Raw genomic sequence first — 22,452 nt, forward strand, 5'->3', positions numbered from 1 at the left:
ACGGGCGACATCAGTTAAATTTAAGTTAAAAATGGACGACAGTCCCTTTTAAGCAAGATTATTTTTTGTTACTTTGTGATGGGACTAGTTAATAGATGGATAATTTAAACTTTTTGAAGTTTCGATTGTCAGAAGAATATAACAGTAGAAAATTAAAGCATATATCGATGAAAAAGATACTCATGATTACGGCACTTCTAGCGCTAACGTTTAGTGCAAGTTATGCGCAACAGAAACTAGCTTACGTAAACTCGGAATATGTTTTAAAACACATTCCTGAATATGCGGCCGCTCAAAAGCAATTGGACGAGCTTTCTACAAAATGGCAAGAAGAGGTAGATGGTAAATACGCAGAGATTGAACGCTTGTATAAAGCGTATCAGAACGACCAAACCCTACTGAACGATGACATGCGTAGACGTCGTGAAGATGAAATCGTTAATAAAGAACGAGAAGTAAAAGATTTGCAACGTCAGCGTTTTGGCTTTGAAGGCGAATTGTTCAAACAACGTGCTCAACTCATCCAACCGATACAGCAACGCCTTACCAAAGCAATTCAGGATCTTGCTGCATCAGAAAGTTTGGACTTGATTTTGGATAAAGGTCCGGAGACAACCTTCCTATTTGCTAATCCAGCATTGGATAAAAGTAATGCGGTGATCACGAAGCTTGGTTTCAAGCCAGATCCGAAACTAGCAGATTAAGATTTTTTTAGTATAATTGCGCAAACTAATAAGATTAACAAAATAAACAACAAACTTATCGCAGTATAAGATTTATGATTAACATGAAAATGATGAAAAATGTATGGAAAGGTGTAGCTGTAGCAGCGGGGTTATTCATGGCTACACAAGTGACGAATGCTCAACAAAAAATTGGACACATTAACTCTCAAGAGTTGATGCAAGCTACGCCAGAATTTAAAACTGCGCAAACCCAAATACAGACCTTGAGAGAAACTAAAGAGAAAGAGTATCAAGGAATGTTGGAGCTGTACCAGAAAAAACAAACAGAAGCAAACGAGAAAGCGATGAATCGCAGTGAAGCCAATAAAACTACTTTGGATACTGAAATCCAAGGTCTTGTAGCAGAGATGCGTCAAATGGAAGAACGGATTCAGGCGACTAACGGTCAGGCTCAAGAAGAATTACAAAAGAAATACCAAGAGTTGATGAACCCAATCGAAACAAAGGTAATCAACGCCATCAATACGGTAGCAAAAGACAAAGGCTATGCTTATGTATTAGACTTAGCTAGCGGAAGTGTATTTTATTTCGATGGAGGTGACGATTTGACACCGGATGTAAAATCGAAATTGGGAATCTAATTTTTCCTTCTTTAAAAACTTACAAAGCCACTGCACACCTTGTGTAGTGGCTTTTTTTATGCAATATATTCCGCAATTTTTATTTCTTAAAACACAAATTAAAATTTAAATATCAACAAAACAGACAGTTATACAACCTCACTCATTAAATTATAAACTATTTGTAAATCTTTTTCGAAAAAGTAATGCGCATCTAGCGTTATTCTTTACGGATCTCTCCCCTCCCCCAACAATATATTATTTTGAATTATATTTTGACATGTCGCGACATGTTTATTCATTTGCATCAGTACGTCACAATTAAAATGTTATGAGGCTTGACTTTGACAAACTGGTTCTCAAAAAATTGATGACGATTAATATAGGCGATACGATTGCCATAAGCAGCCTTGCCCCGAAAGATCCAGATGGATTTACTTTGGGAGTTAAGCGGCTTATCCGATCAGGGTGGTGTGAATATGAATTCTCAAATGATTATTCTGCCATTCGCCGATTAGACCTCCCCGATTTTGCGAGTGACCATTTCAAAACTTTAAGAAATGAACACAGCAAACAATTACACACTTCAAAAAATACCGCAGCCGGTAGAAGCTACTGGTAAAGTATCGAATAACACCTTTCATCCATACGCGCTTCGCGAACTTGGCTTTACAGATAATGGTCTGGCTTGGGCAAATTCCAATGAGCATTACCACTCCTTAGAAACTCAACTCGGTACGCTATGCGTTGTTGGATTTTCCAAAGTCATCCTACTTCACGGCAATAAGGAAGATCATCTCGATCGGATTAACATCGTCCGAATGCTAACCCTTTTCATCGAAATGCTATCATGAGGAATCAAGGAACCATTTCAGCGCTCGATCAGATAGAAGCGTCGGCTATACAGGTTGCCACTGGCGTCTACGATATCGCACCAGAACGTGAGGAGGTGGAATCATGAGAGAGGCACCACACATGCAAAAGGGCGAAGTTAAGGTGAGTGGCCGTGCCAGGGTGTATACCACACGCGAGTATGATCCTAGCCAGCAGCGTAAAGTCGACATACCCTTCATGAGTATGTCAGTGTATGTCAATTCGGATGATCCCAGAACAGACGATGAGATCAAACGTACCTGGGCAGAGAGAAAAGCAAAAGAATATAAATCATTCACATCACCTTATCTGGCTAAGCCGGTGAAGGGGAAAGGAGGAAGCAATGACTAGAGAAATAAAGTTCCGCGGCCTGCGGACAGATGGTAAAGGGTGGGTGTATGGCTTTTTGTTTATGACAACACATAACACCGCTTTTGAAATAGGTCTAAAGCATTGCATACAGCAAATAAAAAAGTACGGATTAACCTATGACACGTTTCAAGTCATACCCGAATCAGTCGGCCAGTTCACCGGTAGATTGGATAGTGCAGGGGTAGAAATATTTGAAGGCGACACTGGATTGCATGGAGAAAGCCGAAGAATTGTAGAGTACATGAATACAAACTTCACTTTAGTCAGTATGGATAGATCGCAAGGTATATTATTGTCCTTCTCTCCCAGATTTGTAGTCATCGGCAACATACACCAAGAAAGAGAGGTAAGCAATGGATAACACACTAGAAAATAAAGCGAAGTTCTTTACCGTTTATTGGGGGCAAATAGCGCTAAAAGAAAGCAAATACCCCAATTCCCCTTCATGCAAAGTATGCGAAACGTTTATAGAAGAGTTTAAAAACTATCATTTACAACTCAAACCCCTATCAGCAATAAGCGAACAGCATTTAAAAGAGTTATTGCCATTAGTTGAGGAAACCTCATACATGAGAGGTTACATGAACCCAAATATGGTAAAGCAGATATTCACCTATTACGAGAAAACAAGCAAGCTAACAGGCCAACAGTGGATTAACGTCGTCGATTTTCTACGTCGTAACGGATACGCTTGGGAATGGAACGGAGTATCAGTTGAGGAGCAAGTAGACAAAGGTTGGGCTGTATTGGAAAGCGAGGTATCTAATGGATAAGCTAACACTAGAACATCTCGCGCCTTACTTGCCGTATGGGTTAAAAGTAAAAGCCGTACTAGGCATAAGGAAATTAAAAAGATTGGAAATAGGCACCGACCATTTTTTTGGGATAACCTACTTTCAAGATTCTAAAAAAATTACATTACCGCACATCAAATGCAAACCCATACTTCGCCCCCTATCCGATCTAACAATTGATTGGTTCAAAGAAAACATAGATCAAGATTTAGAAGGTTTTAGGATCAACTGCGAGCCAGATAAAAACCACTTTTCAGTAGAAGTTTGTGATAAGGTTATCGGATGGACTGCGATATCCTACGAAGAGTATCGACTATTTTTTAAAGATAATATTGACGTATTCGGCCTAATCGATGCCGGACTAGCTATTGACATTAACACTTTGAAAGGAGAAAGCCATGCCTAAACTATATATACCAGTACCAATCGCTGAGCGTATGCCGGTGATTGGGAATCAGCATCCATTGGAAAAATTGATATTCATCGATAATTGCAACGTTAAGCATGCAATACCACTACGTCTCATAGAGCTTGAAGATCGGCAGCACCTCATGGAAATTGGCTACACTCACTGGCTGGAAGAAGTGGAAGTATCAGAGGATGTAGTGGAAATGCTGAAAGGAGGTGCATCATGCAAGTAACAGACGCATTCAAAGACATCATCCAAAGTCATCTGACTGGTATGGCTGCCACCGACAGCAACTTCGCAAAGACTTTCGCCAATCCTGAAAAGAAGATTGAGGACTGCATTACTTACATTCTAAATACAGTGAAGTCCTCGGGCAAAATGGGCTTTGCAGATGACGAGATCTTCGGCATGGCCATGCATTACTACGATGAGGAACAGATCGAAGTTGGAAAGCCTATTAGCGGTAAAGTGATCATCAATCGCAGTATTGAAAAGCCTGCATCTACGGAAAAGCCCGTACAACAGGTAAAAACCAAAAAGCCGATCAAAAAGGACGAAACGATAATTTCTAAGAATCAATTAACCATGTTTTAGCTATGCAACCAAGATACAGCATCGGATTTGGGGATTAAGCAAAGAACTTCCCCCTATCAGTAAGAAGCAAGAAGAATTCGCTTATAGCAAAGTGCTGGACCATATTGCCCATCGATCAAAGAAAGGTATTACCTGTATGGATTGCGGAGAATTTTTCGAGGATCACACTACACACAAGCGGTGCATGTGTCCACATTGCAACACGAAGCTTCAAATAGAAGTAACCCGGAAACGAAAGTTTACACAGCGTAAGCTGATGGCGATTCTAGATGTTGTTGATGGAGTGCAAGTATCTCGGACTATTGAAGTTTATGGCCATCATCGAGCCGGCGAACCTGTCCGGCACTTTGTATATGAGATTTACCAGCACTTCTTCAATGTTGAAGGGAAAAATCACATTGTGGCACGCGCTCGCAATATGTTTGGTGAATCATTCGCTGGTGATCTAGAAGTGAGACGGAATGCGTATTCCTATTGCTATCAATACAGTGTAGACAAAGTCTGTGCAGGTTACAAGATATTGCCAATATTCAAAAAGCTTGGGTTTAAAGGTAATCTGCACTGGATTTCTCCTTATACATTCTTCACGCTACTTGAAAACAATAACCGCGCGGAGACTCTACTCAAAGTCGGTCAGTATTCTATGTTCTTTCAGGAGATAAAAAGAGGCAATGGCGGTGCCTATAGATTCTGGGATTCAATCAAGATCTGCATTCGCAATAAATACAAGGTCAAAGATGCGCAGATGTATTACGATTACCTGGGATTACTTACGAGATGCCGGAAGGATCTGCGAAGTCCAAAATATGTTTGCCCTAAAAATCTTACCAAAGAACACGATCGCTACGTCAAAAAAGTTCGTGAAATGGACCGAAAACGATCGGAAGCAGAGAAGATGCGACGCGCAAGGGACAATGAAGAGCAATACTTAAAAGATAAGCAGGCTTTCTTTGGTTTGTGTTTCGTAAGAGGTGACGTGACAGTGAAGGTTTTGGAATCTGTAAAGGAATTCGTCCGAGAAAGTGAGATCCATAAGCATTGTGTATTTACTGGTGATTACTTTAAAAAGCAGGATTCTTTAATCTTCAGCGCGCTCGTGAAAGGCGTACCGGTTGAGACAGTGGAATTATCACTGAAAGAAATGCAGATCATCCAATCTCGCGGATTACACAATAAAGCTTCGGAATACAATGAGGACATCAAGAAGCTTGTCGATAGCAATATCGGTCAGGTTCGGAAGATTTACGATCAGCTGCAGAGCGCAAATTAATACCTACCAACCAAACCCGGCATGCTTAAGAAATCCTCCTACGATATCAAAGAAGTTTTCTCCTTGGTAAAGGCGGTAAGCAACGGAAACCAGAAAGTAGATGAACAATATTTTGACCGCATACTTTAGGTATTTATCCCATTTATATGGCTCTTCATCTTCACAATTGTAGGGATGATTATCCAATTTTTCAGGATCTTGCTTGTGTGGTTTTAAATCCTTCATATCAGCAAGATACGATAAAAATGACCAAACAAGAAGCAGCATCCGCACTAGAACTACTCCACGGTATGGGAATGTCCTACTATGAGGTAGCAAGCTTGTGCGGATGCACAGTAAGAGAGCTGGAGCAATTGTCTATAAAAGTGATGTCGTTCAAACAAGCTAACTGGCAGAATAGCAATATCACCTTGACGCGGCAAAGCAAAATAAACTGGCCAGAGGAATTGGCTAGTGTCAGTTAAATAACACTCAATATATAACAAGTGATTAAACTTACTTCAGAGCAAATCGAGCCATTTTTACTTTTCTAAAATAGTCGAGACTTAATCTGACCAATCTGATATGCCATTAGCGATCATAACCCTTTCAGAGTAGATATTGTCCCTGAATTTTGCCATGTTCAAATTTATAATGTTCCGGTGATAATAAAAATAGAAGTCAAATGATCCTCCTACAATACCTTTTCCTGGAATATAGACAAACCTATCAATACCTCTGTCAACCTCATAAGCATGAGATGGCATATGCCAATCTGTTAAAGACCAGAACTGATACGCATTTAACTTCCCAATTTTAAATTTTTTGGAAAGAAACTCTTTTCGATCTCTCAACCGATCAAAAGCAGAATAGCCGTCGGAATAACTTACTAAAGGAAAATCGCTCTTAATACTTTTATAATATCCTGCAACCGACTTCAATGTAACTGGAGTTTGATCCTTATTTATTGTACCCCAAACTGCATTGAACATATCAGGCTTATCCCGTAATGCGAAAAACTGAAGCAATGTATTGCAAGCCATATAATATTCTCCATTTCGTTTTACAACAACTTTGTATTTGTTGAAGAATTTGTTGTGCTCATTGTATGTTCCAGAATATAACTCATACAATGATAATTGTTTTAGTGCCAATAAGTCTTTAAAACTAATTGTATCGACAACTATTTCAGATAAGTCAACTTTATTCCACAATTTTAATGATGTGACGTCTGGCAATACACTAAACAATATTATCTCTCTGTCATCCCTTGTATTAGTTTTATATTTTGGAAATATATTAAATATTTCGACTTGCGAATTGAATGCATAAAGATCTTCAGTGTCAAGCGTATAACTCTTAATATTATACGATGAATGCTCTTCGTCCAGTACAAAATACTTTTCTTGCGCTTCGCAGAAATAAATAGGAACGAGAAAACAAATGAAGGTAATAGCAGCTTTAATTAAGGCATTTCGTTCCAGAATTTCCATTTTTATAAGATTTGTTTTTATTAATGTCGAGATCACTCATGCTACTCACCACCCCGGTTTTTGCTAGCACTTCCGCATCGTAATCGGAAATATTTGGATTATATGCTTTTATTGCAGATACAAGATGTGTCATAAGGTCTCTAAATTGCGAATGTGTGGTTACGTACTTTGGGACACCTTGCAAATTAATTTCAGACCATTCACTATATTTAGCGAAGAATAATTCTGGACTAAGCCTGGTCTTTTCAAGATAAATATATGCGTGCAATGCTTCATGATACATAGTAACTAATATATATTCTTTAGAAGCAGTATTCAACATATTTCCATTTAAAGTAATAGTTTGCATCGTGCCTATCTGATTATTTGTGTTCCAATAGCCATCTACATTATCCGGTAGTGTTGTGACTGCTCTAAACACCAAATCATTTTCAATTCCGCCAAATTCGTTAACGAGCCATTCCGATATTTGATTCTTCAGGTTTGGCAATTGATTTAAAATATTTTGTGCACAAGGGTACCCCTGTAAAGAATCAAGTATTTCAAAGTGTTCTTCTGGCGGCTCTGGTTCATTAGGATTCTCACCGTAATCGGGCTCAACCGGAGCGTAGGGATCAGGCTGGTAATGTCCACCAGCACCTCCGCCACCGCATCCGCTGCATCCACCACCTCCTCCGCCGTTACCAGGGGGATTTGGGGATGGTGGTGGTGGTGGTGTAGGTGCTGTTGGCGGAGGAATAGGTATTTCATCTATGTCGATCTGCCAATCCGGATCATCAGGGAAATACCCTCCATTCGTTCTTCGCTCTACAGAACTTTTTTTACTCGCTGTACTTATATTCAAATTAGGAATTTTATTGGCATCTAAAACTCGTAGACTTTTCGTTTCTAAAACATATAATCCCTCCATATACAATTTCCCGTCACCCGTATATATTTTCATTGGTGAATTTCCAATAAAAGGGTTTTTTTCAAACTCTTTTATAATCCCATGAGGTTGACCCTGACCATCTATGACAACTACTAACTGATAGAGATATGCTCTTGCATTACCTTTATTTCCTAAAGGTACAGATACAATTGATTGGCCATATGTGTTTTTTCGCAACTTATGACTATCCCATTTCGGAATTAGCCCTAAAAGATTTATATCAGAATTGCTGGTAGCACTCCTTGCCCCTCTGTTAAACCACTGTTTTGCTTTTACCAAAACACTATCCTCAAGGGACAACTCTCTATCGTCTACATAACTTTCTTTTGTGCACGATAAAATAACGCTGCTAGACAAAACAATTAGTGCAAAAATGGTTATATAATTATAAAATTTCATAATAGGTGAAGTGTTAATTATTCCCCTAATATAGAATTTATTATTTTAAAAAAACCATTAAGTATAAATATCACCAAAAAAGTGGTACAGTGTTTAAATCTGCATAGAATTAATATTTGCATTTCATCTAAACCCCTTGTACCTTCGCATTATTCCCACACTTACAAGATTCGAAAAGCTACTTATTAAAATTGAGCGAAGGAAAATCTCAAAGAGAGATCTCCGAAGAGTTCTTTGCCAAGGGTATCAAACCCCACATCCTCAGTTCGGTCGAAAAACATCTTGTCGCAATCCGTTCAAAGTTTGGTGTTAAGACGATGTTTCATTTGGGGGGTGATGGTAGGGCAATTAAAACTAGGGTAACCGTAAAGTTACATCTACACAACTTCCTATTGAGTAATTATTCCCTATATTGAGAACGTACTAACTTGATCATTATGAATAAACAACTGTTAACCTTATGTGTTGGGCTTTGCCTAGCACTAAGCTCCTGTCAGAAAGAATCTGTGAGTGAACCTACGGATAAGAGTGAAATTACCATAGACGGTAAATCTTACCAAATTAACCATTTGAAAGGTCTTGCTGTAACTTGGTTTCAACGTGATATATCTGAAATAGGATATGACGAAGAATCAAGGGCATTTTATATCCATGGATATGAAAATAAATGGAATATTGAAGAAATTTTACCTACACTTTTACACTTTGAGCAGAAATGAGAAAAATAATCTTTATTACTACAATCTTACTTTTATCTATAATAAAAGTTCAAGCTCAAAGTGGTCAGGTCACGACTCGCGGGGATATCATAGGATCCAGCCATGTAACGAATGGTCAGATCCGTTATACTGACCCATCCACTATTACACAAATAACTGGCATGGTCACATTTGGTAAAGATATTGGAGTCAGCGTTAATCCAATGGTTCAGGCCATATTTGTACTTCGCAGACCTAATGGTGCAGAGGTTCTTGTAAGTGATTCCATTCGTGTTGCGGCAAATGAATTTTCATCACAATTAAGCACACCAAAAGCATACACCATACGACTTCAACCAAATAACAAAGACGGTCGACTCTTTCTAAGATATCGCTACTATGGACTTGATGGGGCAAAATGGTCGGCTAACCAATCCGCAGGTGGTTGGGAGGTAGTATACCAAGCTCCACAGGCCACAATCAGCGGACCAGATGTTATATGCAGCAATGCAATATTTGAAGTAGCGAATGCTAATAGTGTCACTTTGGGTGGAACACCGGGGATCGCAACTATCACCAAGTTAAGTGAAACTACTTATAGAGTTCAACGAACTGGTTCACAATCCGGAACACTGACAATACATGCGCAAAATACCAATGCAGCAAATACGAGCGTATACAAGAATATCTTAATTGGCTCACAAATAACTGGCGTGCAGTGGGAAAATGTTAATGGAGCAGGAAGCTTCACATTTTCATTGATTGCTGATGGACAAGTTGGAGCGCCCTTATCAGCTATACAATCTGTCGATTGGACAGTGACTAATTCAAATACGTCTTCGATCTTTACGACCAAAGAAAAGCAATATGCTGTACTTAATGTAACGAGTTGGGATCCGTATGTAAATAAAATGATTACTGTTACGGCTGTAGTTACAACTACATGTGGGCAGACCTATACATTTACAAAACAGTTCGGCGCAGGACCAGGCGGTGATTTAGAAGATTCTTAACAGGATCTATATGCCATATAAGCCCCTTCGTAGCAAGGGGTTTTTTTATACCCACACCTCACCAATCAAATCCTCTTCCCTAATATTCTCCAAAGCACCTGATATAAGCAACAGGTGCTCTTTTGCAAATTTAGAACATTCTGAATTTACTTTTTCTCCCTACCTTCACACCATGCCCACATTAACCAAATTCGAAATACTACTTATCAATAAATTGAAGCAAGGACAAACACAAAGATATATCTCCGAAGAGTTCTATGCTGAAGGCATCAAACCGCACAGCCTTAGTTCAATAGAAAAACATCTTGTCGCAATACGTGCAAAGTTTGGAGCTAAGATGATGTTTCATTTGGAGGTTCTGGTGGGACCGGTGTAAATAACTACACACCAATTATTTACTCATGCTGGGTAAAAATATCATATTGAGATAACACCTAATTAGCTATTAATGCCACTAATTTTTATATTTTTGCCGCCATTGGTATAATTAAAATAATTATACGCAATTGCATTATGAAATTTTAACTTAATATTTTATGAAAATCAATCTGTTTGCCAAATTGGCAACAATTTCAACTGTGGTCTTATTTGCAATTGGCTGTCAGAAATCCGTAATCACTGACGGTACCGAGTCGGGGAAAAGAGCTACCACTCCTAGATCAGTAACCTACAACCAGTATAACGTCTCTGGGTTTGGCTACGACATTACAGGTCGTTACTCTAATGAAAAATCTGCCAAAGGCCCTGTTATTGATCCGAGAAAAGTTAAAGCTGCAGGCCGCCTGCAAGATACTGAACCATCTGGAACAGATAGTTGGGAAGAATACGGTGAAAATGCATCTAGCTATAGTCAAAAAATGTCAAGAAGAGTAAATGCTGGAGCTGGTTTCAAAATTTTCGGCATCGAATTGAGCGCATCTTTCAGCAGACTAGATACTTCTTCTAATTATTTTGATGCAAAATATATTTATAGCACATACTATTTCACCGTTACAAAACGGAGCATAAATATGAATGGGACCGCTGCGACTTTGATGCCACATCTAGACGATAATTTCAAGAGTGATGTCCTAACTTATACTCCTCAGGAATTAGTGAGGTTTTACGGAACACATGTAATGACTCATATTTACACTGGCGGTAGATTGAATATATCGTATCAAGCCGAAACGCGGCACTCAAATAGAACAGCTGCCGCTCGCGCTGGTGCAAAAGTGACAGCATCTAAATTTAATGTTGAAGTTGGAACTTCCAGCGATGTAAGCGAAACAGATGCATCTCATAATTACAATAGAACACTTGCATATAGTACCATTGGAGGAGATACTAGGCATCAACTTGTCGGAGAGATCAACCTTGAAATTACAAATACAGTTTTTAATAAAACTAATTGGCAGAATAGTATAACTAAAGAAAACTCAAAACTAATTGACTTTGGATCAGACGGCTTAGTTCCTATTTATGAATTCATATCAGATCCTGCCAAAAAGCAGCAAGTAAGAGTTTATGTTGAGCAATATATTAGAAGTAGAGAGATTCAAAACTCATACAATCGAGTTCCAGTCTATGGAATGTTATATTACGGAAATCAGAACGGAAACCGCAAAGGAGTCAATCATGTTTTGACTTTAAACCCAAATGGCGAGTGGGGCACAGGTATAAACGAAGGGCCATATTTTTACGCGTATGACTATCAAGTTCCCGGTACAGTACCCGTTCACCGGTATAATCACCACGCTAACTTTAATCATTTCTACACAACTGGCAATCCTAGTAGCCAAGGTATGACAGGTTTCACATATGAAGGTGTAGCATTTTACGCGTTTCCAAACTCCACAAACACTATAGGAAAAAGTACTTCCGCTGTATATTGTTATTGGAGTAATCAAATGTTAGATCACGTCTTCGGAACTAATGCAAACATGAGAGAGCGCGACTATAGGAATTTGGGAATATCGTTTTATGTACCTAATAATTAGTAAATAAACATCATTTTTTAAGCCCCTCCCAGCGAGGGGCTTTTTTTACCCATACTTCCCGAATCAAATCCTCTCCCCCAATATTCTCCAAAGCACCTGATATAAGCAACAGGTGCTCTTTTGCAAATTTAGAACATTCTGAATTTACTTTTTCTCCCTACCTTCACACCATGCCCACATTAACCAAATTCGAAATACTACTTATCAATAAATTGAAGCAAGGACAAACACAAAGATATATCTCCGAAGAGTTCTATGCTGAAGGCATCAAACCGCACAGCCTTAGTTCAATAGAAAAACATCTTGTCGCAATACGTGCAAAGTTTGGAGCTAAGATGATGTTTCATTTGGAGGTTCTGGTGGGACCGGTGTAAATAACTACACACCAATTATTTACTCATGCTGGGTAAAAATATCATATTGAGATAACACCTAATTAGCTATTAATGCCACTAATTTTTATATTTTTGCCGCCATTGGTATAATTAAAATAATTATACGCAATTGCATTATGAAATTTTAACTTAATATTTTATGAAAATCAATCTGTTTGCCAAATTGGCAACAATTTCAACTGTGGTCTTATTTGCAATTGGCTGTCAGAAATCCGTAATCACTGACGGTACCGAGTCGGGGAAAAGAGCTACCACTCCTAGATCAGTAACCTACAACCAGTATAACGTCTCTGGGTTTGGCTACGACATTACAGGTCGTTACTCTAATGAAAAATCTGCCAAAGGCCCTGTTATTGATCCGAGAAAAGTTAAAGCTGCAGGCCGCCTGCAAGATACTGAACCATCTGGAACAGATAGTTGGGAAGAATACGGTGAAAATGCATCTAGCTATAGTCAAAAAATGTCAAGAAGAGTAAATGCTGGAGCTGGTTTCAAAATTTTCGGCATCGAATTGAGCGCATCTTTCAGCAGACTAGATACTTCTTCTAATTATTTTGATGCAAAATATATTTATAGCACATACTATTTCACCGTTACAAAACGGAGCATAAATATGAATGGGACCGCTGCGACTTTGATGCCACATCTAGACGATAATTTCAAGAGTGATGTCCTAACTTATACTCCTCAGGAATTAGTGAGGTTTTACGGAACACATGTAATGACTCATATTTACACTGGCGGTAGATTGAATATATCGTATCAAGCCGAAACGCGGCACTCAAATAGAACAGCTGCCGCTCGCGCTGGTGCAAAAGTGACAGCATCTAAATTTAATGTTGAAGTTGGAACTTCCAGCGATGTAAGCGAAACAGATGCATCTCATAATTACAATAGAACACTTGCATATAGTACCATTGGAGGAGATACTAGGCATCAACTTGTCGGAGAGATCAACCTTGAAATTACAAATACAGTTTTTAATAAAACTAATTGGCAGAATAGTATAACTAAAGAAAACTCAAAACTCATTGACTTTGGGTCAGATGGCCTAGTTCCTATTTATGAATTTATCTCCGACCCTAATAAAAAGCAGCAAGTAAAAAAATATGTAGAGGATTATGTTAGAAATAAAGAGATTCAAAATCTTTACAAAAGGGTACCTGTACATTCAAAATACTTTAGAGGAAATAGGAATACCAATGAAAATCACATATTAGATCTTGATCCAAATATTGCAGGAACTCATTTGGAGTATCATGGTATTGCTTTTTACGCATTCGACTATCAAGCCCCTAACACAGTACCTGTTTATAGATACTATCATCAAAGATGGAACGATCATTTTTACACGACTAATCCGGCTGCCGAAAGACTGGAAGGCTACAATTATGAATTAATTGCATTTTACGCTTATAAATCTCCTACACAAACAAATGGCACACCTACGGTGCCTGTTTACAGATTTATGAATACCCCTACTTTTAATCATTTCTATAGTAGAGTACGCGGGCCACATGCGACTGGCTACAACTATGAAAAGATTGAGTTCTACGCACACAACGAATAGATGATAAAGATAGCCCCTCCCAGCGAGGGGCTTTTTTCATATCCACACCTCACCAATCAAGTCCTCTTCCCTGATATTTTCCAGAGCATCTACTATAACCAGAAGGTGCTTTTCTTCAAATGGCATTTTCAACAATCGAAATTCGTCATTCTCCCAGTTCATGAAGTCGTCTAAATTCACGATGTCTGGATACCATGAAGTATTTTCGCTGCTTAGTAGTGAAGTCGACCTCAAAATATTGTAGCCAGCACCTTGCTAAAGCTTTATCTGACGCTTTTGCTAGTTTAGCATAAATATTATTCAAACAGAATTTGCAAGAGTTGTCAAACTAAAGTCTAAAAACTCAATTCTGAAGCTAACGCTACTTTTTCTTCAACCATATTCTTGTAAAACAGATTGTTAAAAACATCTCCATCTCCATTCGTTTCAAATAAAGGCCTAAAATAAAAATCGTATGACCCTGCCACAATCCCTTTGCCTGGAATGTAAATTAACCTTTCTACTCCACGACTAAAATCAAGATTATGATTTGAATTATTAAAACTAGTTGTCCAAAACTTGTAGCCTATGTCATTATTTATTCTAAGGATACTACTTAAGTAGTCCCTCCAAAAGCGCCACCACTCACGATAATTCAATTTTTTGGAATTATCGATATATCCAGATAATGCTGGATTATAATTTGGATAATACTTGCTAAAAAAGTCGAGGTACTCTGATATTTTCAATTCCGAATCCTTAAGGTTGAGTTGTCCATAAGTCGAGGGTATTATAGGGTCGACAGATTTAATATCAAATAACTCGAGTAAACAATTATTGCTTTTATATAGCTTTCCATTATTTTCCACTATAACGTGATATTCATTGTAGTACTTCCTCTCTATGTTGGTCATATTTTCATTTACATAACCAACATTAGACACGAATAATGATTGAAGATCTGTCAGTGACACTTCTTGAAATTTTTCATTTAAAGTGTCGACCTCACTCCACTGCTCTCCTGTATCATAATCAGGAAGGATTGAAACCAATACAATGCGTTCATAATTATTTTCGTTTTCAGCAAATATTACATTATAAGTGTGTAAGTGTCCCAAAAAAACAGACAGCTTAAAACTGAACTACAATGTTTAAATTTAAGTTGAAAAATGAAGAAGACACGTTTTACAGAAACCCAGATTGTCCGTGCCCTTAAAGAGGGTGAAGAAGGACGTAGAGCAGAAGATATCTGTCGGGAACTAGGCATAAGCAAAGGCACTTTTTATAACTGGAAAAGCCGTTATGGAGGCATGGAAGTATCGGATGTGCAGCGTTTAAAGGAACTGGAAGAAGAGAATTCTCGCCTTAAAAAGATGTTTGCTGATTTGAGCGTTAGTCATGAGATTTTAAAGGAGGTCATCACAAAAAAAGGCTGGGGCTCCGGGAACAAAAACAGTTAACTCAGGAACTAATCTTGGATTATAGTTTAAGCGTTACCGGAGCCTGCGCTATGACCGGCATGTGTCGTTCGCAATATTATTACGTCAGCAAGAGAGATTATAGTGCTGTTATCGCTGCTTTGGAAACGTTGTCTTCAAAACATCCAATTTACGGCTTTCGTAAGCTTTACGCCTATCTTCGACGAGACGGAAAGCCTTGGAATCACAAGAAGGTTTATAGGGTATACAAGCTGCTTAAGATGAATATAAAGCGACGCGGTAAACGCAGATTGCCTACACGAGAACGAATACCTTTAGAACAGCAAATCAGCATCAATAAAAAATGGAGTATGGACTTTATGAGTGACAGTTTAGCTTCTGGCAACCGATTTAGAACCTTCAATGTTATGGACGACTGTTCGCGTGAAGCCCTTGCTATTGAAATAGGTACTTCTATTTGTTCCCAAAGAGTAACCCGCACTTTAAGAGGATAATGGATTGGAGAGGCAAGCCTTGTAGCATCAGAGTGGATAATGGCCCTGAATTCACAAGTCATCATTTCGACTTGTGGTGCAAAAAACAAGGTATCACTATTCAATATACTCAACCAGGGAAGCCAACTCAAAATGGATACATTGAGCGATTCAACCGGAGCTACCGTAGAGAAATATTGGATGCACACCTGTTCTTTAACCTGTCTGATGTAAGAGATCTTACCGATGAATGGATTCAGGAGTATAACAATCATAGGCCACACGAAGGGCTGGGTAATCGTACGCCGATTGAAGCGGCCAGAAAAATATCCAAAAACGAAGCTGAAGAAGTACTAAAATAAATTAGAAAATAGCAGATTTTGCTGTCTGAAAAACGGGGTACTTACAAATTTATGCTAATTTTTATTTCTTCTAAATAGGATGTTATGCACGCATAGTATTATAGTATTTGATATATTTGTGTTATACTGATTATAAAACAATGATAGCTCAACTCCTATTTGCGATGTTATTAGTTTTTGCGGGATGGTTATTCTACAAAAATGCGTCAAAGATATACCGTAACATTCGTTTAGGTCGCTCTGTCAATCGATTTGATTCAGCAGCAGAACGGGCAAAGACCATGTTATTGGTTGCTTTTGGACAAAAGAAGATGTTCAAAAGACCAATCCCTGCCCTATTGCACCTATTTGTATATGTAGGTTTTGTGATCATCAATATAGAGATGTTGGAAATCATTACCGATGGCGTCTTTGGCACACATCGCGTTTTTGCATTTATGGGAGGTTTCTATAGCTTTCTGATTTACAGTTTTGAGATTCTTGCTTTTTCAGTACTCACTGCTTGTGCCCTATTTTTGGTCCGTCGTAATATTTTAAAGGTAAAGCGACTTAATCAAAAAGAATTAGACAACTGGCCTAAAACAGATGCTAACCTGATATTGGTTGCAGAAATTCTGTTGATGGCTGCGTTTCTTTTTATGAATGCTGCCGATTACAAACTTCAAGGATTAGGAGCAGAACATTATATAGCTGCAGGAAGCTTTCCAATAAGCCAGTTTCTTACCGGCATCCTACCGTCTGATGTGGGCACGCTGATTATCATGGAACGCTTCTTTTGGTGGTTTCATATTTTAGGCGTTTTGGCATTTTTAAACTACTTGCCACTTTCCAAACATTTGCACATTTTATTGGCCTTCCCAAATACCTACTTCAGTAACTTGAAACAAAAAGGACAGTTTGACAATATGCCGACTGTAACTGCTGAGGTGAAAGCGATGCTGGACCCATCATTGCCACCACCAGAGGGAGAGGTGACACGATTTGGCGTAAAAGACGTGCATGACTTGACCTGGAAAAATTTGCTGGATGCATATACGTGCACCGAGTGCGGACGATGCACTGCTTCCTGTCCTGCCAATATCACAGGCAAATTATTGTCTCCACGTAAAATCATGATGGACACCCGCGATCGTCTTGCGATAGTGGGTAAAAACATGGATAACAACAAAGGAGAATTCGTAGACGACGGCCAATCTTTACTTGATAATCACATTACCAGAGAGGAAATTTGGGCTTGTACCACCTGCAATGCTTGTGTAGAAGCTTGTCCGGTAAATATCGATCCCCTCCAGATTATTATGGGTTTACGGCAGTATGCGATTATGGAAGAATCCAAAGGACCGGCCAGTATCAATAACATGCTCGGTAATATGGAAAACAACGGTGCACCTTGGAAATATGCACAAGCCGACCGTGCCAACTGGACTAATTAGTATTTGAAATTAATAGCGATCAGAAATACAGACGCAGCCTAACGGCCATTCAATCTTTAACGATACAGCACTACATGGAAAATCAACTTCATATCCCCACTGCAGCAGAACTATTAGCCAAAGGCGAATCTCCGGACTTACTTTTTTGGGTAGGCTGTGCCGGCAGTTTCGATGAACGCGCGCAACGTATTACGCGGGATATTTGTAAGATTTTACAACATGTGGGTATTAAGTACGCTATTCTAGGTACAGAAGAAAGTTGTACAGGAGATCCCGCGAAACGATCTGGAAATGAATTTCTCTTCCAAATGCAAGCGATGATGAATATCCAAGTGCTGGATGGTTACGAAATCAAAAAGATTGTAACGGCTTGTCCACATTGTTTCAACACGTTGAAGAATGAATATCCGGAGTTGGGCGGACATTATGAAGTGATTCACCATACGGAGTTGATTCAGTCGTTGATCGATGAGGGAAAACTCAAACCCAACGATGGGAATGTCTTTAAAGGGAAGAAAATCACGTACCACGATCCTTGTTATCTCGGTCGAGCCAATGATGTATATGAAGCTCCGCGAAAAGTATTAGAGACGCTAGATGCCGACTTGGTAGAGCTGAAGCGGTGTCGAAGCAATGGATTGTGCTGTGGTGCGGGTGGTGCGCAGATGTTTAAAGAACCAGAGCCAGGCAAGAAAGATATTAACTTGGAACGTATCGAAGATGTCATCGAATCCAAGGCAGATGTTGTTGCTGCTGCTTGTCCTTTTTGTATGACGATGTTACGCGATGGCGTAAAAATTAAAGAAAAAGAAGATAGCATTCAAGTACTTGACATCGCCGAGATCACCGTTAGAGCAAATAACATTTAAGCCGAGGTATACCAGATAAGTACCCGAAAAGGGAGTGGCATTTCTGTTGTTTTAAAACAAGACTGCGGTCTGTTTTATTTGAAAATTTTGCTGTAGTTTTGTCGCTGTACAATCAAGTATAAGCTCCTATTAGCGAAGAACATGTGGCACCATTCAATCTCCTCTCCTACAACGAAATTCCGCTACCTAATCCCTTTTGTATTTCTGCCACTTATGTTCCTGCTACAGCAGGTAAGTCATGGGCAGGAAAGAGATGACCGCGCAACTCTCGGAAACTTTAAGGGAATACAATTTATGAGCAGTGACAGCCTGTTCTACACCAATTTCCGTTTTCGGATGCAAAATCGGCTCAGATACACAAACGTACTGGATGGAGAAAGTAACAATGAATGGGAAGCTCGTGTACGAAGATTACGATTGCGAATGGATGGCTTTATATACACGCCGAAGATTTCGTATAGTGTGCAACTAGCTTTCACCCGTGGCGATCAGGATTTTGATGATACCGGAGTTCCTAACATTGTACGTGATGCTGTGATGTTTTACAACTTCTCGGACGATTTCTATATTTCATTCGGGCAAAACAAGCTTCCCGGAAACCGTCAGCGGGTAAATTCTTCTGGCCAATTGCAATTTGCAGAACGTTCCTTAGTAAATGCGGCATTCAACATTGATCGAGATTTTAACCTGACGCTGCATCTCAACAAACATATTTCCGATATGCCGATTCATGCAAAATTTGCCGTTTCTACCGGGGAAGGACGAGTCGCGGTCACGACCGACGATGGCTTGGCTTACACCGGTCGATTAGAGTTTTTGCCTTTAGGAGATTTCACCAATGATGGAGACTATTCGGAGGGTGATCTCGAACGCGAACCTACTCCCAAGCTATCCCTTGCTGCTGGTTATAGTTATAATGATCGTACAAGAAGATCTGGTGGGCAGACTGGCAAATCAGTTGTCAATCCTTTTACGCTGAAGACAGGATATGCGGATATGATGTTTAAATATACCGGCTGGGCTTACATGGCAGAGTACATGCGCCGTGATGTGGATAACCCGCTTAACTTTTTAGAAAGCGATCCACTACAAGCGATTCATGCCTACAAAGGCTGGGGCATTAATCAGCAATTATCCTATTTGCTACAGGATGGATATGAGATTGCAAGTCGCTATACCTATGTGAAGCCACATCACGATATACAAGCAGTGGAATTACAAACAGAAGTCATTGAAATCGGTGCCACAAAATACTTCAAGGCACACCGTCTGAAATTTCAGGCTAATGCCTCGTACCTGTTTCGAGACGGTGTTTTCAACAACAGCAATGGAAAAGGAACATGGGGCGGCACATTCCAAGTGGAGCTGGGGATTTAAAAATAGGCACTCCAAACGCCTCCCTACAGCGTACTTTAATTGGAGAGCATTTCTTTTGACAAGGATTGCTTCAACTTACGCAAATCATCCGATGCGGGTGCTTCAAAGACCTCCAAATCAAAGAATTTAATCGCTGCAAATAGGTGGTCGAAAATATCTGCCAATGCTTCTTCATAGAAACTCCAAGCTGTGCCATCTGTAAACATATATAGCTCCAAAGGAAGACCATGCTCTGTAGGAGCCAACTGGCGTACCATCACCATGGAACTTTGCTGAATACGAGGATGTGCCTTTGCGTAAGCAGAAAGATAGGCACGAAATAGACCTATATTGGTCATCCTACGCCCATTGACAGGCATACTTTCGTCTGGAAGAAACTCATTGTTATAGGTTTGAATATCGTCGAGCCGCTGATCAATGAAATCCTTCAACAAACGGATTTGTCTTAATTGCGTTATTTCTTCATCACTGACGTAACGAATGGAGGAAATCTTGACATTGACCGCTCGTTTAATGCGCCGACCACCAGACTGTTGCATGCCCCGATAATTAGTAAATGACTCTGTCAGCAAGGTATGTGTCGGTATAGTGACAATGGTACGGTCAAAGTTCCGAATCCGGATGTTATTCAGGTTAATCTGTAATACGTCGCCGTCCGCGTTATACTTCTTCATTTCAATCCAGTCCCCTACTCGTACCGAATCATTAGCAGAGACCTGAATACTGGCTACAAAACCTAAGATAGTATCCTTAAAAACCAACATAAGGATAGCAGATGCGGCTCCCATAGAGATTAGAAAATCCCCAGGCGACTTTCCAGTAATCACCGTGAATAATATCGTTCCTCCGATAAAGTAAAGTACAATCTGCAATACCTGTAAGTAACTATCTAAGGGTTTATCTACAAAACCGGGTTTATTTTTAAATACATCGCGCCCTGTTTTGAGCACGGAATTGACCAAGCGAAGGGCCACAAAGGCGATAATTAGATTAAGCGTCGCTTCCAAAAAAGACATGGTGCCTGGAAAACCGCGAAACACTAAGGGCAAAAACGCTTGTGTAATGGTCAGTAAAATCAACAAACTCAGGTTGGAAAAGAACTTATTTTGTATTAATCGCTCATTGACATTTTTCTGCGAAAGTCGCATCATCTTGGAGAAAACACGTATAAAGATGTTTCGCACAATATAGTCCACCGCAAATAGCACGATAGCCATTGCAATGAGTAACGATGCTGTGGTGAAGATATGGGTGAGTTGAGTATTGAGCTTCAGTTGGGCTACTTGCTGATACGTCGTATTGTAAATTTGTGTGTTGACCTGTTCGTCTGCCAAAAATTGTTCAATCGAATCCTTCATCCTGCAAAAATAGGAATCCATCTCTGGATAACAAAAAACCCATCTTCTAGCGGAGATGAGCCAGAAGATGGGTTTCTTTTTTATACTACTTTCTGCTTACTCTTCGTCTGGAGTACTATCTGTTGCAGGAGCTTTATCAATTAGCTCCATAAACTGATCCAGTTTTGGTGTAATGATAATTTGTGTACGACGATTTCTCGCTTTACCTTGTGCAGTAGCGTTATCGGCAATCGGGTTGTATTCACCACGACCACCAGCTGTCATGCGTTTAGGATCTACGCCGTACGTATTCTGCAAAGCTTGTACTACAGACGATGCACGTAGCGTACTTAAATCCCAATTGTTTCGAATATTCTTCTGCGTGATCGGATCTGGATCCGTATTACCCTCAATTAATACATCGTAATCTCTGTAATCCTGAATGATTTTGGCGATTTTGCTCAGCGTTGCACCGGCTTGATCTGAAATCTCATAACTACCCGATCTATACAGCATATTGTCTGCTAGAGAAATATAGACCACGCCCTTCAACACTTGAACATCTACATCCTTCAATTCTTCGCGGCTCAATGAGCGGGTTAAATTATTGGTGAGCACCATGTTCAACGAATCACTCTTATTTTTGGTGTTTACCAAGTGCTGAATGTAACGATTGGAGGCATTAATTTCGTCTACCAATTTTGATATATTCACGTTGCCTTGTGTATTTTGACTGATACTATTATCCAACGTGCCTTGCAATCTCGCCAAAGCCTCTTTCAGCGAAGCGTTGTTACGCCGTTCCGACTCCAACTGATCTTCTAAGCTTTTTACACGTGCACGTGATTCCGCCAGTTCTACCTGGCTCTGCTGATAGCGTTCTCCCAGGGTACGATGTTCCGCTTCTAATGCCCGATGTACTTTTTTGCTGACGCCGCAGGCACTGAAAAGCATCGTTCCGATTACTACCAATGCATAAGGCCATATCATCTGTTTTTTCATAGTGGTTTGTATTAAATGACTTTATTACGAAAGTAAACACTTAGATCGTGCCAAAATGCTAAAAAACATTAAAATATTTATCACAATCAGCAGTGCATAACCGATC

At 39.5% G+C, this 22,452-nt stretch carries 27 protein-coding genes and 1 pseudogene; 21 read left to right on the top strand and 7 right to left on the bottom strand.

Annotation, left to right across the window (positions count from 1 at the left end):
* The first annotated feature begins 167 nt into the window (after positions 1-167).
* From M8998_RS06935 to M8998_RS06980, 10 genes are all read left to right on the top strand, one after another.
* Positions 168-704 (top strand): OmpH/Skp family outer membrane protein, encoded by a 537-nt coding sequence (locus tag M8998_RS06935; protein WP_249991702.1) that lies wholly within the window; start codon positions 168-170, stop codon positions 702-704.
* Between the two features lie 89 nt (positions 705-793).
* Positions 794-1,327: an OmpH/Skp family outer membrane protein gene (locus tag M8998_RS06940; RefSeq protein WP_249991704.1), complete on the top strand. Its 534-nt coding sequence runs from the start codon at positions 794-796 to the stop codon at positions 1,325-1,327.
* A gap of 539 nt (positions 1,328-1,866) precedes the next feature.
* Complete coding sequence (locus M8998_RS06945; protein ID WP_249991712.1) at positions 1,867-2,160, top strand: hypothetical protein; 294 nt, start codon at positions 1,867-1,869, stop codon at positions 2,158-2,160.
* Positions 2,161-2,263: 103 nt separating this feature from the next.
* Positions 2,264-2,530 carry a hypothetical protein gene (locus M8998_RS06950; RefSeq protein WP_249991714.1) on the top strand — a complete coding sequence of 89 codons (267 nt, stop codon included), beginning with the start codon at positions 2,264-2,266 and terminating at the stop codon, positions 2,528-2,530.
* Positions 2,523-2,912: a YopX family protein gene (locus M8998_RS06955; RefSeq protein WP_249991716.1), complete on the top strand. Its 390-nt coding sequence runs from the start codon at positions 2,523-2,525 to the stop codon at positions 2,910-2,912. Before M8998_RS06950 ends, M8998_RS06955 begins: the two co-directional genes overlap by 8 nt.
* Complete coding sequence (locus M8998_RS06960; RefSeq protein WP_249991718.1) at positions 2,905-3,324, top strand: hypothetical protein; 420 nt, start codon at positions 2,905-2,907, stop codon at positions 3,322-3,324. Before M8998_RS06955 ends, M8998_RS06960 begins: the two co-directional genes overlap by 8 nt.
* Complete coding sequence (locus M8998_RS06965) at positions 3,317-3,751, top strand: hypothetical protein (protein WP_249991720.1); 435 nt, start codon at positions 3,317-3,319, stop codon at positions 3,749-3,751. Before M8998_RS06960 ends, M8998_RS06965 begins: the two co-directional genes overlap by 8 nt.
* Positions 3,744-3,986 carry a hypothetical protein gene (locus M8998_RS06970; protein ID WP_249991722.1) on the top strand — a complete coding sequence of 81 codons (243 nt, stop codon included), beginning with the start codon at positions 3,744-3,746 and terminating at the stop codon, positions 3,984-3,986. Before M8998_RS06965 ends, M8998_RS06970 begins: the two co-directional genes overlap by 8 nt.
* Complete coding sequence (locus M8998_RS06975; protein WP_249991724.1) at positions 3,977-4,348, top strand: PcfK-like family protein; 372 nt, start codon at positions 3,977-3,979, stop codon at positions 4,346-4,348. The genes M8998_RS06970 and M8998_RS06975 overlap by 10 nt, the downstream gene beginning before the upstream one ends.
* A gap of 184 nt (positions 4,349-4,532) precedes the next feature.
* Entirely contained in the window at positions 4,533-5,618 is a 1,086-nt protein-coding gene (locus M8998_RS06980) for a PcfJ domain-containing protein (RefSeq protein ID WP_249991726.1), read from the top strand.
* 3 nt (positions 5,619-5,621) lie between these two features.
* Here the strand turns inward: M8998_RS06980 and M8998_RS06985 are convergent, their stop codons facing one another.
* Positions 5,622-5,843 carry a hypothetical protein gene (locus M8998_RS06985; protein ID WP_249991727.1) on the bottom strand — a complete coding sequence of 74 codons (222 nt, stop codon included), beginning with the start codon at positions 5,841-5,843 and terminating at the stop codon, positions 5,622-5,624.
* A 20-nt stretch (positions 5,844-5,863) separates the two neighbouring features.
* On the opposite strand from M8998_RS06985, the gene M8998_RS06990 reads away from it, so the two are divergent.
* Positions 5,864-6,082, top strand: a complete 219-nt coding sequence (locus M8998_RS06990) for a hypothetical protein (protein WP_249991729.1) — start codon at positions 5,864-5,866, stop codon at positions 6,080-6,082.
* Positions 6,083-6,163: 81 nt separating this feature from the next.
* Here the strand turns inward: M8998_RS06990 and M8998_RS06995 are convergent, their stop codons facing one another.
* On the bottom strand, positions 6,164-7,090 hold the full coding sequence (locus M8998_RS06995) for a hypothetical protein (RefSeq protein WP_249991731.1): 927 nt from the start codon (positions 7,088-7,090) through the stop codon (positions 6,164-6,166).
* Positions 7,059-8,420, bottom strand: coding sequence for a hypothetical protein (locus tag M8998_RS07000; RefSeq protein ID WP_249991733.1), 1,362 nt, complete (start codon positions 8,418-8,420; stop codon positions 7,059-7,061). The genes M8998_RS06995 and M8998_RS07000 overlap by 32 nt, the downstream gene beginning before the upstream one ends.
* A 437-nt stretch (positions 8,421-8,857) precedes the next feature.
* Here M8998_RS07000 and M8998_RS07005 point away from each other — a divergent pair, with 437 nt between their 5' ends.
* The 6 genes from M8998_RS07005 to M8998_RS07030 all read left to right on the top strand — a co-directional run bounded on the left by M8998_RS07005 (position 8,858) and on the right by M8998_RS07030 (position 14,075).
* On the top strand, positions 8,858-9,139 hold the full coding sequence (locus M8998_RS07005; RefSeq protein ID WP_249991735.1) for a retrotransposon gag family protein: 282 nt from the start codon (positions 8,858-8,860) through the stop codon (positions 9,137-9,139).
* Positions 9,136-10,131, top strand: a complete 996-nt coding sequence (locus M8998_RS07010) for a hypothetical protein (protein ID WP_249991737.1) — start codon at positions 9,136-9,138, stop codon at positions 10,129-10,131. The genes M8998_RS07005 and M8998_RS07010 overlap by 4 nt, the downstream gene beginning before the upstream one ends.
* 172 nt (positions 10,132-10,303) lie before the next feature.
* Positions 10,304-10,507, top strand: coding sequence for a hypothetical protein (locus tag M8998_RS07015; RefSeq protein ID WP_249991739.1), 204 nt, complete (start codon positions 10,304-10,306; stop codon positions 10,505-10,507).
* A 160-nt stretch (positions 10,508-10,667) separates the two neighbouring features.
* Positions 10,668-12,110, top strand: a complete 1,443-nt coding sequence (locus M8998_RS07020) for an MAC/perforin domain-containing protein (protein ID WP_249991740.1) — start codon at positions 10,668-10,670, stop codon at positions 12,108-12,110.
* 170 nt (positions 12,111-12,280) lie between these two features.
* Positions 12,281-12,484, top strand: coding sequence for a hypothetical protein (locus tag M8998_RS07025; RefSeq protein WP_249991739.1), 204 nt, complete (start codon positions 12,281-12,283; stop codon positions 12,482-12,484).
* A gap of 160 nt (positions 12,485-12,644) precedes the next feature.
* Positions 12,645-14,075, top strand: a complete 1,431-nt coding sequence (locus M8998_RS07030) for an MAC/perforin domain-containing protein (protein WP_249991742.1) — start codon at positions 12,645-12,647, stop codon at positions 14,073-14,075.
* 36 nt (positions 14,076-14,111) lie between these two features.
* Here the strand turns inward: M8998_RS07030 and M8998_RS07035 are convergent, their stop codons facing one another.
* Both M8998_RS07035 and M8998_RS07040 read right to left on the bottom strand, forming a co-directional pair.
* Positions 14,112-14,309: a hypothetical protein gene (locus M8998_RS07035; protein ID WP_249991744.1), complete on the bottom strand. Its 198-nt coding sequence runs from the start codon at positions 14,307-14,309 to the stop codon at positions 14,112-14,114.
* Positions 14,310-14,410: 101 nt separating this feature from the next.
* Entirely contained in the window at positions 14,411-15,172 is a 762-nt protein-coding gene (locus tag M8998_RS07040) for a hypothetical protein (protein WP_249991745.1), read from the bottom strand.
* 51 nt (positions 15,173-15,223) lie between these two features.
* On the opposite strand from M8998_RS07040, the pseudogene M8998_RS07045 reads away from it, so the two are divergent.
* The 4 genes and pseudogenes from M8998_RS07045 (at position 15,224) to M8998_RS07060 (ending at position 20,007) form a co-directional block, all read left to right on the top strand.
* A pseudogene (locus M8998_RS07045) lies at positions 15,224-16,328 on the top strand (IS3 family transposase).
* A gap of 140 nt (positions 16,329-16,468) precedes the next feature.
* Positions 16,469-17,761: a 4Fe-4S dicluster domain-containing protein gene (locus M8998_RS07050; protein WP_249991747.1), complete on the top strand. Its 1,293-nt coding sequence runs from the start codon at positions 16,469-16,471 to the stop codon at positions 17,759-17,761.
* A gap of 74 nt (positions 17,762-17,835) precedes the next feature.
* A complete protein-coding gene (locus M8998_RS07055) occupies positions 17,836-18,630 on the top strand; it encodes a (Fe-S)-binding protein (RefSeq protein WP_249991749.1) in 795 nt (264 codons plus the stop codon).
* Positions 18,631-18,771: 141 nt separating this feature from the next.
* Entirely contained in the window at positions 18,772-20,007 is a 1,236-nt protein-coding gene (locus M8998_RS07060; RefSeq protein ID WP_249991751.1) for a porin, read from the top strand.
* Positions 20,008-20,042: 35 nt separating this feature from the next.
* Here the strand turns inward: M8998_RS07060 and M8998_RS07065 are convergent, their stop codons facing one another.
* Together M8998_RS07065 and M8998_RS07070 are read right to left on the bottom strand one after the other, a co-directional pair.
* Entirely contained in the window at positions 20,043-21,365 is a 1,323-nt protein-coding gene (locus tag M8998_RS07065; protein WP_249991753.1) for a mechanosensitive ion channel family protein, read from the bottom strand.
* A gap of 96 nt (positions 21,366-21,461) precedes the next feature.
* The gene (locus M8998_RS07070; protein WP_249991755.1) at positions 21,462-22,346 is read right to left on the bottom strand and encodes an OmpA family protein; all 885 of its coding nucleotides are present in this window, start codon (positions 22,344-22,346) and stop codon (positions 21,462-21,464) included.
* Between the last annotated feature and the right edge of the window lie 106 nt (positions 22,347-22,452).

This window comes from Sphingobacterium sp. lm-10, from assembly GCF_023554555.1.
GTDB lineage: Bacteria > Bacteroidota > Bacteroidia > Sphingobacteriales > Sphingobacteriaceae > Sphingobacterium.